This is a genomic window from Microbacterium sp. 69-10, from assembly GCF_001897945.1.
Taxonomy (GTDB): Bacteria; Actinomycetota; Actinomycetes; order Actinomycetales; family Microbacteriaceae; genus Microbacterium.
Genome location: NZ_MKRT01000020.1, coordinates 32,112 through 45,611 on the forward strand (window position 1 = coordinate 32,112; position 13,500 = coordinate 45,611).

Below are 13,500 nucleotides of genomic sequence, written 5' to 3' on the forward strand. Positions count from 1 at the left end.
TCACCGCCCCGCGAGCAGCTCCTTCAGCCGCGCGGCCTCATCGGCCGGCATCCCGTACCCGTGCTCCGGCGCCGGGTACTCCCCCGACCGCACCTCGCGGGCGTACTCGCTGACGCCGACCACCGAGGCCGCCCGCACGTCGGCGTACCGCTTGACGAACTTCGCCGCGGGCCCGTCGTAGATGCCGAGCAGGTCGTGCCACACGAGCACCTGGCCGTCGGCATCCGCTCCGGCGCCGATCCCGATCACGGGGATCCGCAGGCGCTCCACGAGCAGCGCCGTCACCTCAGACGGCACCGCCTCGACGACGATCAGCACGCAGCCCGCCTCCTGCAGGGCGAGGGCGTCATCGATCACGGCGAGCGCGGCCTCGGCCGTGCGGCCCTGCGCACGGTAGCCGCCGAGCGCGGTGACGCTCTGCGGGGTCAGGCCGACGTGTCCGACCACGGGGATCCCGGCGGCGACGATCGCGCGTGCCCGGTCGACCGTGGTGCCGCCGCGCTCGATCTTGACCAGATCGCAGCCGGCCTCCTTCACGAAGCGCTGCGCAGTCTGCACCGCGAGGGAGTCGGATGCCTCGTACGACCCGAACGGCAGGTCGCCGACGAGCAGCGGCCGGGACAGTCCGCGTCGCACCGCGCGCGTGAGCATCAGCATCTCGTCGATCGTGACCGGCACGGTCGAGTCGTATCCGAGCACAGTCATGGCCGCGGAGTCGCCGACCAGCACCATGTCGACGCCGGCCTCCTCGGCGATCTGAGCGCTGGGGTGGTCGTAGGCGGTGACCATGACGATCGGCTCGCCGGCCTCCTTCTTCGCGGCCAGATCGCCCAGCCCGAGCGGGCGGGCGGCGGCCTGCGCGCTCACTTCGTCTCCCTTCGGTCGCTCAGCGCACCGCATGCCGTCGCCTCGGTGAGCAGCTGGTCCACGGCGTCGTCGATCCTGATGATCCGGTTGGAGCGGTCGACGTGCACGACGGTCGGCTCGTACGTCTTCAGGTCCTTCGCGGAGTACTCGCCGTAGGAGATGATGATGATCGTGTCGCCGGAGTGCACCAGGCGGGCGGCCGCACCGTTCACCTGGATCACGCCGGTGCCGCGCTCGCCGGCGATCGTGTAGGTCTCGAAGCGCGAGCCGTTGTTCACATCGACGATCGTCACCTGCTCGTGCTCGAGGATGTCGGACGCGTCGAGCAGGTCGGCGTCGATCGTGATGGAGCCGACGTAGTTCAGGTCGCTGCCGGTGATGGTCGCGCGGTGGATCTTCGACTTCAGCATGGTGCGTCGCATCATTCGCCGCCTCTCTGATGGGCTTCGGAGCGGATGCCGGTGGTTGCCGGCTCCGCGATCAGGACGTGATTGTCGATCAGACGAGCGGCGCCCACGCGGGCGGCGACCGCCAGCAGGGCGTCGCGGTCGACGTGGGTGAGCGGGCTGAGGTCGTCGTTCGAGCGCAGCTCGAGATAGTCGGGTCGGATGCCGGCATCCGCCAGCACGCGCTCAGCTGCGGCGACGATGCGCGACGCATCCCGCTCCCCGCGCGCATGCAGGTCGGCCGCCGCGTCGAGGGCGCGGTTCAGTGCGGTGGCCTGCTTACGGGCATCCGCGTCGAGGTAGACGTTGCGCGAGCTCATCGCGAGCCCGTCGGCCTCGCGGATGATCGGGCAGGCCTCGATCCGCACGTCGAGGTCGAGATCGCGCACGACGCGGCGCACGACCAAGACCTGCTGGGCGTCCTTCTGTCCGAAGAAGGCGACGTCGGGGCGGACGATGCCGAACAGCTTGGTGACGACGGTCGCGACGCCATCGAAATGGAAGGCGCCGCGGGAGGCGCCGTCGAGCACCTCGGTGATGCCGCCGACGTGGATGCTGGTGGCGAAGCCGTCGGGGTAGATCTCGGCGGGCTCGGGGGCGAAGAGGATGTCGACGCCCTGCTGCTCGGCGAGCGAGGCGTCGCGGGCCTCGTCGCGCGGGTAGGCGGCGAGATCCTCGGTAGGACCGAACTGGGTGGGGTTGACGAACAGCGAGACGACAACGAGGTCGGATGCCGCGCGCGCAGCGCGCATGAGGGAGAGGTGGCCCTCGTGGAAGGCGCCCATGGTGGGGACGAGGCCGACCCGGTGACCTTCGAGTCGAGCTTCGCGGACGGCGGCGCGGATCTCGGTGATGGTGCGGACGATCTTCATGCGGAGCCCTTCGGGGTCGCGAGTGCGCGGGCGCTGTCGCAGAGCCGGTCGAACAGGGGGAGAAGTGCGGGGGTCTGCTGGGTGATCGCGGCGCGCTGGCGGGCCACGGTCTGCTCGTCGCCGCGGGCGATCGGGCCGGTGAGCGCGCTCTTCGCGCCGTGGGAGCGCCAGTTCTCGACGGTGCGGGTTACGAGAGGGGTCAGCAGGTCGCGCGCCTCGTCCGAGCGGATGCCTGAGGCCCGGGCGACCTGTTCGGCGGCATCGAGCACGGTGAGAACGAGGTTCGACGCGATCGAGGCGGCGGCGTGATAGCCGGCGCGGTGGGCGTCGTCGATGTGGAACGGGTGGGCGCCGAGGGCTCGCGCGAGCCGCTCGGCCTGGTGCTCGGCCTCCGGTGTGCGGCCGGCGATGGCGGCGCCGATGCCGTGGAACACGTCGGGCGCCTCGGTGCCGGTGAAGGTCTGCAGCGGATGCATGCTGAAGTCGACGTCGTCGAGGGGCGTGGCGCCGGAGACGTGGCCGACGAGGTTCACGTGCGGCCGGGCGCTCCTCGCGGCGGCCGCGATCTCGGCATCCGGAACGCAGAGCAGGGCGATGTCGGATGCCGGAAGTTGTTCGTGCTTTCGGAGTGGGACGCGTACGGTGAACTCGGCCTGCGTGAGCGCACGTGCGAGCACGCCGCCGAGACGGCCCGCGCCGATGACGGCGATGGTCGTTCGGGAGGTTTCGGAGGCATCCGGAGAGGTGCTCATGACGGGATGAGTATCCGCCTGGCATCGATGTCAGGCAAAATCTGGGATCAAAGTGACAAGCGTGCGCCACTTACTGTTGAAGTTTCTGATAGGCCTTCGAACGCAGAAATAGTCCTTTTGATCTCGGCGCTCAGAACAGTTCGGCGAGCCGCTCCCAGGCGTAACTCCAATCGATTCGCTCCTGCTCCAGGCGAATGGTGCCGTGCTCTGCCAGCAGGTCGAACGTCCGGCGCTCCTGCGGGGTCAGCAATTCCAGTTCACCGCGGAACGGTTTGGGCTCGGAGACCCACTGGTCTCGGTGCGCCTCAAGCGTTGCGGACTCCATCAGCGCGCTGCGCGCATCGAGTCCTGCGGAACGCACCCGGTTCAGGATCGCGAACCCGTGCGTGTCGAGGTCACCCCAGTAGATCACCCGAACCGTCGAAGCCCACGGCAGCGCCGCGATCCGATGCGCGCGGTAGCCACCACCGTGGAAGGCGACCACACCCTCAACATCGGGCAGCGCGAGCAGCGACTCCAGGTTCTCGACGATCAGCACCGTCCGCAGACCGTCCGGCCGCAGGGCTGCGAGCTGATCGACCGGCGCGGTCACATCGCGCAATCCGCCCGGGCGCAGCAGCGGGTCGAGCACCAGCATCCGCAACCGCTCCTCGGAATCGATGAGCCCGAGACCCGGCATCCCTGTCCCCGCGGCGACCAGCGACTCGACGACGGCACGATGGCGCTCCAGCCACTTCGTGTGCACGCCGCGTACCGGCACCTGCCGCACGCGCAGGCCCGAGACCGGATTTCGCACGAGCCAGGCGGCCACGCTCTGCAGCACGAGAGCGTCTGTGTCGTCGAGGGCGGCGATCGTCCGGGCGTAAGTGCGGAGGGCGACATCCAGCTCGTCCCTGTGCGCGCCGTCGACCAGCACGGCATCGCGCAGCGCGCTGATCCGGGCACGCCACGCCCGCCAATCCCCGGACCGGCCCACCACCGTCGCGATGTCGGATGCTCCGTCGATCACCGCCCGCACCGGCACATCCTGCCGTCCGACCCGTGACCACTGCCGCTGCTCCCAGACCAGGTCCACCGGCATCCGGTCGGCGGTGCGGCGCCAGTCCTGCACCCAGCGCACAGACGACTCGGGATCCGCCATCGCGGCGCGCTCGGTCGGTGGATGAAGTGGCACGTCGATCCGGGCATCCGCCACCGCCCCGGTGACCCACGCCCGCGCCGACCGCTCGTAGAGCCTGCCCGCGCGGGAGACGAGATCCTCGGGAGTGACCGGCTTCATGCCCGCTCGATCACGACGTGGGCGAGCAGCGACTGGTCGCGATCGGGGTTGGACACGCTCGTCACAGCGCCGATGTACGGCTCCAGGGTCTGCAGCAGCTTCTGCGGCGTGGCGAGGATCATGTGGAATCCGAACTCACGGAAGATGTCCATCGCCATCCGGGTGTACTGCGAGTCCGCCTTGTCGAACGCCTCGTCGAGCACCACGGTGCCATACGAGGGGACCAGATCGTCACGGTCCGCGAGTTGGAATCGCAGTGCGGCGGCCAGGCAGAAGATCACCAGCTTCTGGCGCTGACCGCCCGACAGCCCGGCGCTGGAGTCGTGCACCGCCATGACCCGTCCGGCGGCATCCTTCTCCTGCGCCAGGAACGACACGTGTTCGCGGGTGTCGAGTACGCGTGAGCGCCAGGCGCGCTCCGCGTTCTCGCTGGAGGCCAGCCTGCGCATCACCTTGGAGAGCACCTGGAAGCGCTGTTCAGCCCCGGCGAGGTCCTCCTCGGCCCAGTTGCCCTCGACGATGCGTTTCAAGTCGTCAAGGAACTCCTCCACCTCACCGGAGCGGCGCGTCTTGACGACGATCTCCAGGAACCTTTCGCGGTCGTACGGCGAGCGCCCCAACGACTCGTTGACGGGGTCGATCCTCTCGGCGACTCGACGAGGGGCGGAGAGCAGATCGTCGCGCAGGTGGATGATCATGTCGCGCGAGCGATCACGGAGGAGTCCGAGGAACTGTGCCTCATACTCCGGCAGGCCGCGAGTGACGATCTCGTCCAGGCGCTGCCGGTATCCGGCTCGATCCTCGATGCCAGGGGTGAGCCCTGCGGCCGACGCCTCCCAGCGGCCGAGGAACTCGGTGGCATGCTGCACGAACCGCGTCTCGGCCATCCGGGCGCGAGCGGACGCGGCCTGTACCTCGGTGGCGAGCTGGCCCACCACCTGCGTCGAGATCTGATCGATGTTGGCCAGCACGATCGAACGTCGTGCGGTGCGGAAACGGCGCTCCAGGTCGGCGGCATCCGCATCGTCGATCTCGACGATCGGATCGGCTCGCAGCTCTTCCAGCATCCGTTCCAGTCGTTGCACGTCCTGTTCGGCCGTGACCAGCGCAACCTCGGCCTGCGCCGATTGGCTTCGCGCCGCCTCGTACGCCGCGCGGGCCTCACCCTCGATGCGCACGGACTCAGCCATCTCGCCGTCGGGTGCGGTCAGCAGTCGCAGCTCCTGCTCGCGCACCTCCAGCACTTGCCGTGCGGCCTCGACGTCCAGCATCGACCAGCGCAGCTGCACGATGTCGGCGAACAGGATCCGACGGGCTACCTGCTCGTCGCGCACCGCCTGCGCCCGCTCCCAGCTCTTCCGCGCGGCTTCCGCGCGCCCCTCCGCAATCCGGAGCTCGGCCAGCAGATGCTCCAGCTTGTCCCGGTTGTCGGCACCGAGCACCCAGCGCCGGCGATCTCCGACCGGGAAGCGGTCGTTCTTCTCGTATCTCCGTGACGACCGCTTGAGAAGTCCGGCGATGGTGACTCCGCGGTCGACGTCGTCCAGGTCGTCGGGATCGTCGACGCAGGCGTAGTCGAACTCGGCGCCCAGCCGGCGATGCAGGTAGGCGGCAAACGGCCCGTCCGCGACACGCACGCGATGCACGACGCTGCGCTCATCACGCACAGGCAGCGGTGGGTCGGACTGGAACGGGACGGCGTCGATCACCAGACGTGTCTCCAGATGCATCCCGTCGACGACGCGACGCACGCGTGCGAGTATGTCGTCCCGCACCAGCAGCGCGGTCGAGACCGGCGCCAGCACCCGCTCGATGGCGCCAGCCCAATCCGCGAACTCGCCCCGCACGTCGAGCAGCTCACCGGCATACGGCAGCGCATTCTCGGGCATGCCGAGCCGCTCAGTTATGAGGCGACGGGCCACGAGCAGGTCGGGTGGGATGTTCGTGCGCCGCCCGCGCAGCGACTCGATCTCCGCCTCCAGTGACCGCACGGCCTGCTGCGCCTGCGACAGGGCGTCGTTCACGTCGAACCCGATGGCCGCCGGCGCGTCGGCGACGGCCTCCGCCTGTGCGGTGGCGAGCAGCTGGCCGAACTCGTCGGCGTCTCCTGGCATCGGCACGTCCACCGCGCGCAGGCGTCCAGCCAGGCGGTCGCGCGCATCCGCGACCTCGTCCAACCGCGTCCTCGCGTCGTCGATGCGTCCGCGCAGGTGAGCGACCTGGGCGCCACCGCGCTGGTCGAGACGCTGCCGGGCCGCCGCGTGCAGCGCCTCGGCCTGTTCACTCTCGGCGCGCAGACGCTCGGACTCGCGTCCGGCGCGAGCGGCCTCGGTTCGCGCCGCATCGAGGTCGGATGCTGCGAGTCGCAGCTTCCACGCCGCGGTGAACGGCTGAACCAGTGCACGTCGCCGTTCGCCGGCACGGACCTCGGCATCGGCATGGTCGAACTCTCCCGCCGCCGTGACGATAACCCCGAGCGCTTCGGCCTGCCGACGCAGATCCACGACGTGACTGTGCGACTCACTCAGCTCGCCGAACTGCTCGACCGCGTTGTCCGCGCGCGCGAACGTGGTGGGCTCATCCAGCATGAACGTGCGGAACAGCGTGTCCAGGCTGCCGAGGTTCTTCGCCGCCTGCGTCTTGTGCAGCAGGTGCAGTGCGTTCTCGCTGGCGATGCCGAGCACGCTGCGCATCCGGGCGTAGAACGCCCCGTGCGAGCGCGAGCTCGTCGCCACCGCGGGCGCGACGTCGTTCTTCAGCCGCCGCACATCGATCCCGCGAGCCGCATACGGGGCGAGATCGGGCAGTGCGATGTCAGCGCGCAGCAGCACGCAGGCGTCCCTGAGATCGCCCGGGTCGGTGGTCGTCCCCTTCAGGTGGAACAGGCGCACCAGCGTCACCGGGTCGCCGCGCAGGTCGTCGAAGCGCAGCAGGATGCCGCTCCACGTCGCGTTCCGGCGCAGATACGTGCTGACCGCGCGGTCGTAAGTGGCATCCGCCTCTTTCGTCCACGCACCGCGCACGTAGGTGACCAGGCTGCGGTCGCCGGAGCGCGACGCACCCTCCTGGGCGGCGGCGTTCAGGCGCAGCCAGCGATCGGGGGTGAGCACCACTGCGATCGCGTCGAACAGGGAGGACTTCCCCGACCCGGATGCCCCGGTGAACAGATGCCCCTCGCGTGCGACCGGGATCACGTGATGCCCGTCGAACGTGCCCCAGTTCAGCACCTCGATGCGCGAGAGCCGCCACTGCCCCGGATGCCGCGGGTCGTGGACCTCATCGTCGAGTGCGAACAGCCCGGTCATCAGTCGCTCCCCTCGGCGATGGCGTCGTAGACCGCCTGCAGGGCGTCGACCTGCTCGGCACCGACGAGCATCCGCACCACGGGCGAGATCTCGGCCCGGTCCTCGCCGATCGGGTGCAGCACGCGCAGCTTGTTGACCATCTTGCTCCACGACGCATTCAGACGCTTGCGGAAATCAGTCGCATCGCGGTCGGCGGTACGGTACACGTCGAGAGCCTCGTACAGTTCGTCCTGCCCGATGATGACCCGGCCGTGACGGTCTTCGTTCAACAGGGTGTGTCGAAGCGAGAGCAGCATCGCGGTGTCGAGGAAGGTCAACGACTCGGCGCGCACCGCGCGCGGCACCTGGACGTCGGTGGATTCGGCGTTCCGCACGAACGCGAACTCGGCGTCGCGATCCAGCACCAGTTCCAGGAACAGGTCATTGAGTCGAGAACGGATCGCCGGCTCATCGGCGAGCAGCGCGGACCAGTTCTGCGCCGAGCGCGCACGAGACAGATACGGCCCGCGCACGAGTTCGAGCAGCGCCCGCCGGGACCGCTCGGTGAGGGTCCCGGCGTCGCCGGGCCACAGCCCGGGCGCCTCCGTCACGTCAGCCTCGAGCACGTCGGCTGCGATGTCCGTCATCAGGGGATCCTTCCCGTGAAACGATGTGTGGTGACCAGGGCCGTGCTGCGCACATCGTCGGCGCTGGTCCATGAGATCTGCTCGACGCCGTCTTCCATCGCGCCGTGCTCAGCAGCCAGGCTGAGGAGGCCCACCACGCTCGCGACGCCCTGAGTGGCGGGGAATGCCGCGAGCACGTCGCCGACGGTCGGATGCTCGTTCGCCTGGAGCACTTCGTTGACGTTGGACGCCAGTTCGGTGAAGTCGATCTCGGTCTCACGTGCCAGCGCGCGCAGCATCTCGATGTCGACCTCGTGCGAGATGTGCGTGACGACCTCGGCTCGGGTGTCGAACTCGGACGGGTCGTGCAGTGTGATCGCGCCCACGCTGCTCACCGGGACCCCGGTCAGCTCCAGGTTCAGGCCGATGGCCGCGTACGGTTTGATGTCGGGCGCGGCCCGGTGCGCTGCGCCCATCGCGGCGAGCAGCTTGCCGCGCAGCACACGGTCGCGCTGATAGTCCTGCGACTGCACATACCTGCGCAGCCCGCGCGCGAACACCGTGATCACGTCGTGCACTTCGGCAGTGCGATCCTTCAGGTCGTCGAGGAAGCCGCGCAGACGACGCCGCTGCGCGGGCGCGAGGTCCCGTGCGAATTCGCGGTCGAGCACATCGGCGATGTCCCGCTCGAACGCCGCCCCCAGTGCGGGATCGAGGACGAGCGCGGAGAAGGCTGCGAAACTGCGACCGGCATCCGAGTCACCGATGTGGTCGACGCCGCGGAACACGTCGTCGAGCACCGACCGCTGCGACGCATCCGACTCCAGCACCTTGGCGCGCAGGGTGCTGCTGAGCTCTTCGAACACACCGCGCACCCGGGTGAAGTCGTCGGGAACCTCTGCCGCCTGTGCGAGCAGCTCGCGCAGGCGTTCGAGTGCGCGAGCGCCGCCCAGCACCTCCTCCTCGCCGTCGAGGACCGCCTGGATCTGGGCGTCGATGCGGTCGCGCTCGGCGCGCAGCCGCTCCAGTCGACGGGCGGACTCCGGATCGGTGTCGATCGCGAGCCGGGTGAGCTGCATCGACAGACTCGCCAGGCGGGAAGCCGTGGCTGCTTCCTGCGGCTCTTCACGGGTCTGCAGGAACCTGATCGCCGCCAGAGCATCGACGGTCAGCTCGTACGTCTCACCTCGACTCACCTCGGACGGCCTCCGGTGAATGAGCCCAGCGGTACGCCAGCTGGTCAGGTAGCCCCGGGCGCTCAGCGGCATGTCGTGTCCGTATGAGCGGATCTCTTCGAGATCGGTGTCGATGGCTTCGGCCAGCTGATCGGCATCGACGCGGTGTTCACCGCCGCCGAGATGCTCGGCGAGCAGGGCGATCGCGAACGGCGCGTTGTCGGCACGCAGCAACGTCCACGCGTCGTCCTCTTCGAGGCGCCGCACGAGCCGCAATGCACGAGCCGTCGCAGACATCCGAACCTCCTGGGCTCTATTGTGTCGGCGCACCACCGACATCGGAACGCATCCGCGGACGACTCGAGCTTGCGACGAGATCAGAAAAGCATCTCCGCCTCCGAACTCACGGCCGGCTCGTCCGTCGACAGGATGTGCATAAAGCGCTGGTTGATGAACAGCCGCTCACGTCCGAGCCGGATGCTCACCAGCGCGTCGGCGGCGACCAGCGCGTTCAGCCAGCCCGTCGCCGTCGGGCGGGAGACACCGCAGCGCTCCACGACATTCGCGATGCGTGCATACGGGTTCTCGAACAGAACATCCACGAGGTCTGCGTTGCTGCCTGCGGTCGTGTGCTCTCTGATCTCGCCGCGCATGTCTCCCTGCAGAGTCTGGATTCGGTCGATCTTCGACAGTGTGCGGACCGCCGTCTCTTCAATCCCTCGCAGCACGAAAAGGATCCAGTTCTCCCATGCCTCCTCTGCTGTGACACTCAGCAGCAGGCGGTAGTACTCGTCTTTGCTCTGGATGATGAACCTCGACAGGTACAGGATCGGTTCGCGCAGAAGTCCCGCTTCGACGAGCTGCAGCACGTTGAGGATGCGTCCGGTGCGCCCGTTGCCATCAGTGAACGGATGGATCGCCTCGAACTGGTAATGGGTGATGGCCATGACCACGAGCGGATCGATGTCAGCGGTCGTGTGTACGAAGTCGACCCAGTTGCTCAGCTTCTGCACAATGACGGCCTCGCCTGTAGGAGGCGTGTAGATGGCACGACGGGTCTTCGGATTGCCGATGATCGTGCCGGGCAGATTCCGCACCCCGATGTCGCGACGGTGGATGTTCGTGCACACCTCGATGGCGGTGTTCACAGACAGGGGCCGACGCCTGATGGACTCCATCCCGCTGAACAGCGCGGCGCGATATCGCAGCGTCTCCTTCGTCTCTGCGGTCGCAGAGTCGGCGACATCCTGCGCGTATCGAAACAGTTCATCCGTGGTCGTCACGATGTTCTCGATCTCGGAACTCGCTTGCGCTTCAAGCAGGGAGAGGGAGTTCACCAGCACCATCGGGTTCTGCATCCGTTTGGTCGCCTCATCCATTGCGGCGAGCGCGGTGCGCGCGCGCACCGTCGCCTTGAGTACGGCGCGAGTCTCGAACTCCGCACGGGGCGGCAGCAGCGGCAACTCGTTGTACGGCTCATCAGCGTTCCAGGCCATGTGTCAAAGATAGTCACACTTCGGCATGACGTGTAAAAAATATGATGAATTCTTTACATGTTTCTGGAACGTGGGAGATCGCTTTACACGTCGGCGCCGAGCACCGACCGAGGTGTGAACGCCGCGGCGTCCCGCCCTTGCCGTCGGCTTTCTACGCGGGGAGATCAATGTCCCCCGCAGTCGCTATAGTTCGATTCAGCCGGTCCTCGCGGACCACGGAGATCTCCCCCGACTCCACGCTCGACGCCAACTGGGAGGGCGCTGATCGGAGTGCGCGGGGACCGGCTCCCTGCGACGTCCGTCGCGATCGTCGGCTTCATCTTCGCGTGCATTCCCGGCGCTCTGATCGTCGGCTGGATCCTGCTGCCGATCGCATTCATCCTCAGCATCGTGTCGCTGTTCTTGAAGGGCGACCGCAAGTGGATGGGCATCGTGGGTCTGATCGTCGCGGTCGTCGGGACAATCGTCGGCTTCATCGTCTTCTTCGCCGTGGTCGCCACGTCGTTCAACAACGCGTTCGGCAGCGGCGAGACGACGGTGTCGCAGCCCGTCGAGAAGCCTGCCGACGATGCGAAGCCCGCGGATGACAAGAAGCCGGCGGATGCCGCACACGGCACGCGCGAGAACCCGTACCCGCTGTCGTCGCAGATCAGCAACGACGACTGGACCGTCGTGGTCAACAGCGTCAACACCGACGGCAACCCCGTGGTCGCTGAGGCGAACCAGTTCAATGAGAAGGCTCCGGCCGGTTCGCACTACGAGATCGTGAACTACACGGTCACCTACAACGGCGGCGACAAGGGGATCGCCGCGGAGGTGCAGGTCGCGATGGTCACCAGCGCCGGCAACGTCGTGAACAGCTACGACAACCTGGTGATGCTGAAGGACGGCTTCGGCCTGGACGAGATGTACAAGGGCGCGTCGGCCACCGGCTCGGTCGCGTTCGCCGTGCCCGACGGCGACGCCGCCGTCGGGCGAGTGACGCCCGGTCTGCTCGCGGACGAGGTGTTCGTCAAGCCGTAAGGCGGATGCCTGAGGCGGATGCCGGGCGGCAGGGGCTCCGTGTGAGGGGAAGCCCCTGCCGCCCGGCGCATTCAGAGTGGTTCTATTCGTCGAGCGTGCTTCCGTTCCAGCGGCGCTTCCGTCCGATCTGACGGTTCACGCGCCAGGGCGAACGGCGAGCCTTGCCCTGTCCACGCCACTGGTGGGGCTTACAGAGAGCACAGCCGCGGTGCCGACGATGAGGTGAGTGTGCCATGTGCACGTCCTTCCCGGAACATCTCCCGCCCGGGCAGGCGGGATAGGAACCGGAGCGACATGGCCATGGAGCGAGTGTAGTTCGTGGTGGGGACGCTCAGACGAGCTTCTCGAACACCATCGTCGCCTGGATGCGGTCGCCGCCGCCAAAGCCGGTACTCCCGGAGGACGCGGTCGTGATCGTGTGCAGGCGATAGCCCAGCGCAGCCTGCCGGTTGATCACACCCTCGAGCTCGGTGAGATTGCCCGAGCCACTGCCGAAGAACTTCTCCTTGAGCACGACCTGCAGCACCACGTAGCTCATGCCCTGCGGGGCGGGACGCGGCTGCGCGCCGGCCTCGGCGTCCGCTCGGGCCCGATTGATGAACCCGTCGAGCCCCGGCTGCTGCGGCGCGGGTGGCTGAACCTGATCGGTCCACTGCTGCCCGTCCCACCACCGCATGGTGCCGGATCCGTCGTCGTACCAGCCGGCCTGCGTGTCTGCCATCAGAGCCCCTTCTCCTACCCGCTCGCGGGCCTTGTTATGTGCCCAACGTAGCGGCTCATGCCACAGGTCAGCATTAGTGGGACGCCGCGACGTCAGCCTTGCGACAGACCGAGCGGTCGCACTCCGGACGGCGACATCGCGAGCGCCCAGGGCCCCGGGCCGAGCTTGATGATCTCCCGCCTCAGCCGGGCCTCATGCTTGAGGAACATCTCGACCTGATCCTGCGGTCGGAGATCCTGCTTGGCGCCGATCCACACCGAGCGGATTCCGTGTTCTCGATAGGCACGAAGTTCCGCTGGGCGCGTCCGGATCCTCCGGTCACGCGTCACGACGATGAGTCCGAGTCGTCCGACGATCGGCATCCACTCGAGGTCCAGGCTGCCGAGCGGCACCTCGGCAAGACTCGGATGCCCAGGAAACAGGACATCCTCACGCCCGGAACGATGCAGGACCTTGCCCATGCCCAGCGCGTTCTCATCGGTGAAGTACACCGGGGAGAACGCGGCGGACATCATGCCGCCCGGCCGCTGCCCGCGATCAGTTCGAAGCGAATCGCCTCGTCCACCTGCGACGCCGTCAGGTCATAAAGCTCGGCGATCTCGTCGCGCGTGGATCCGGCACGGAAGTCCTCCGCGAGGATCTCGGTACGTACGTTCCGGATCGCCGGCTGACCGAATGTGCGCGCTGGATCCATGGTGACATCCGGAGTACGAAGGTCTGGCCGGAACCTGCCCACGACACCTGCTTCATACTCGACAGCTTCGCTGAAGCGCTCGGTCGCCTCAGCCATCATCAATTGCCCGTTGCGGACGACGACGAGCTGCAGCGGGCGCTCGAGTCCGACCTTCGTCTGCACGAGGCGTACGAGCTCACGTCCTTCGACGTCGAGGAACGGATGCGCGTGCGCGAGCGGGTACTGGCCGAACTCCTCTCGCAGCAGCTCGATCGCCGGTCTTAGC

13 protein-coding genes are annotated in these 13,500 nt (G+C 67.9%); 1 reads left to right on the forward strand and 12 read right to left on the reverse strand.

Annotation, left to right across the window (positions count from 1 at the left end; translation table 11 throughout):
- The 9 genes from panB to BGN97_RS08410 all read right to left on the reverse strand — a co-directional run bounded on the left by panB (position 1) and on the right by BGN97_RS08410 (position 10,764).
- Positions 1–867 carry a 3-methyl-2-oxobutanoate hydroxymethyltransferase gene (gene panB, locus BGN97_RS08370; RefSeq protein ID WP_292699982.1) on the reverse strand — a complete coding sequence of 289 codons (867 nt, stop codon included), beginning with the start codon at positions 865–867 and terminating at the stop codon, positions 1–3.
- Entirely contained in the window at positions 864–1,289 is a 426-nt protein-coding gene (panD, locus tag BGN97_RS08375) for an aspartate 1-decarboxylase (protein ID WP_292700034.1), read from the reverse strand. Before panD ends, panB begins: the two co-directional genes overlap by 4 nt.
- On the reverse strand, positions 1,289–2,185 hold the full coding sequence (panC, locus tag BGN97_RS08380; protein WP_292699983.1) for a pantoate--beta-alanine ligase: 897 nt from the start codon (positions 2,183–2,185) through the stop codon (positions 1,289–1,291). Before panC ends, panD begins: the two co-directional genes overlap by 1 nt.
- The gene (locus tag BGN97_RS08385) at positions 2,182–2,937 is read right to left on the reverse strand and encodes a Rossmann-like and DUF2520 domain-containing protein (protein WP_292699985.1); all 756 of its coding nucleotides are present in this window, start codon (positions 2,935–2,937) and stop codon (positions 2,182–2,184) included. The genes panC and BGN97_RS08385 overlap by 4 nt, the downstream gene beginning before the upstream one ends.
- Positions 2,938–3,067: 130 nt before the next feature.
- Positions 3,068–4,216 (reverse strand): DUF3322 and DUF2220 domain-containing protein, encoded by a 1,149-nt coding sequence (locus BGN97_RS08390; RefSeq protein ID WP_292699987.1) that lies wholly within the window; start codon positions 4,214–4,216, stop codon positions 3,068–3,070.
- Positions 4,213–7,521 (reverse strand): SbcC/MukB-like Walker B domain-containing protein, encoded by a 3,309-nt coding sequence (locus tag BGN97_RS08395; protein ID WP_292699989.1) that lies wholly within the window; start codon positions 7,519–7,521, stop codon positions 4,213–4,215. Before BGN97_RS08395 ends, BGN97_RS08390 begins: the two co-directional genes overlap by 4 nt.
- The gene (locus BGN97_RS08400; protein WP_292699991.1) at positions 7,521–8,147 is read right to left on the reverse strand and encodes a DUF4194 domain-containing protein; all 627 of its coding nucleotides are present in this window, start codon (positions 8,145–8,147) and stop codon (positions 7,521–7,523) included. The genes BGN97_RS08395 and BGN97_RS08400 overlap by 1 nt, the downstream gene beginning before the upstream one ends.
- Complete coding sequence (locus BGN97_RS08405; RefSeq protein ID WP_292699993.1) at positions 8,147–9,598, reverse strand: DUF3375 domain-containing protein; 1,452 nt, start codon at positions 9,596–9,598, stop codon at positions 8,147–8,149. Before BGN97_RS08405 ends, BGN97_RS08400 begins: the two co-directional genes overlap by 1 nt.
- 80 nt (positions 9,599–9,678) lie before the next feature.
- Entirely contained in the window at positions 9,679–10,764 is a 1,086-nt protein-coding gene (locus tag BGN97_RS08410) for a Fic family protein (RefSeq protein ID WP_292699995.1), read from the reverse strand.
- A 303-nt stretch (positions 10,765–11,067) separates the two neighbouring features.
- Here BGN97_RS08410 and BGN97_RS08415 point away from each other — a divergent pair, with 303 nt between their 5' ends.
- Positions 11,068–11,820 (forward strand): hypothetical protein, encoded by a 753-nt coding sequence (locus BGN97_RS08415; RefSeq protein WP_292699996.1) that lies wholly within the window; start codon positions 11,068–11,070, stop codon positions 11,818–11,820.
- 331 nt (positions 11,821–12,151) lie between these two features.
- Here the strand turns inward: BGN97_RS08415 and BGN97_RS08420 are convergent, their stop codons facing one another.
- The 3 genes from BGN97_RS08420 to BGN97_RS08430 all read right to left on the reverse strand — a co-directional run.
- On the reverse strand, positions 12,152–12,541 hold the full coding sequence (locus BGN97_RS08420) for a DUF2510 domain-containing protein (protein ID WP_292699998.1): 390 nt from the start codon (positions 12,539–12,541) through the stop codon (positions 12,152–12,154).
- A 92-nt stretch (positions 12,542–12,633) separates the two neighbouring features.
- Positions 12,634–13,056 (reverse strand): hypothetical protein, encoded by a 423-nt coding sequence (locus tag BGN97_RS08425; protein WP_292700001.1) that lies wholly within the window; start codon positions 13,054–13,056, stop codon positions 12,634–12,636.
- Positions 13,053–13,500 (reverse strand): DUF433 domain-containing protein (locus tag BGN97_RS08430; protein ID WP_292700004.1); only part of this gene is annotated, 448 nt, incomplete at its 5' end. The genes BGN97_RS08430 and BGN97_RS08425, both read right to left, overlap by 4 nt.

Bases quoted from the DNA above. Each gene is read 5' to 3' on its own strand.
- panD (WP_292700034.1), bottom strand. From the start codon at position 1,289: ATGCGACGCACCATGCTGAAGTCGAAGATCCACCGCGCGACCATCACC.
- panC (WP_292699983.1), bottom strand. From the start codon at position 2,185: ATGAAGATCGTCCGCACCATCACCGAGATCCGCGCCGCCGTCCGCGAA.
- BGN97_RS08385 (WP_292699985.1), bottom strand. From the start codon at position 2,937: ATGAGCACCTCTCCGGATGCCTCCGAAACCTCCCGAACGACCATCGCC.
- BGN97_RS08390 (WP_292699987.1), bottom strand. From the start codon at position 4,216: ATGAAGCCGGTCACTCCCGAGGATCTCGTCTCCCGCGCGGGCAGGCTC.
- BGN97_RS08395 (WP_292699989.1), bottom strand. From the start codon at position 7,521: ATGACCGGGCTGTTCGCACTCGACGATGAGGTCCACGACCCGCGGCAT.
- BGN97_RS08400 (WP_292699991.1), bottom strand. From the start codon at position 8,147: ATGACGGACATCGCAGCCGACGTGCTCGAGGCTGACGTGACGGAGGCG.
- BGN97_RS08405 (WP_292699993.1), bottom strand. From the start codon at position 9,598: ATGTCTGCGACGGCTCGTGCATTGCGGCTCGTGCGGCGCCTCGAAGAG.
- BGN97_RS08420 (WP_292699998.1), bottom strand. From the start codon at position 12,541: ATGGCAGACACGCAGGCCGGCTGGTACGACGACGGATCCGGCACCATG.
- BGN97_RS08425 (WP_292700001.1), bottom strand. From the start codon at position 13,056: ATGATGTCCGCCGCGTTCTCCCCGGTGTACTTCACCGATGAGAACGCG.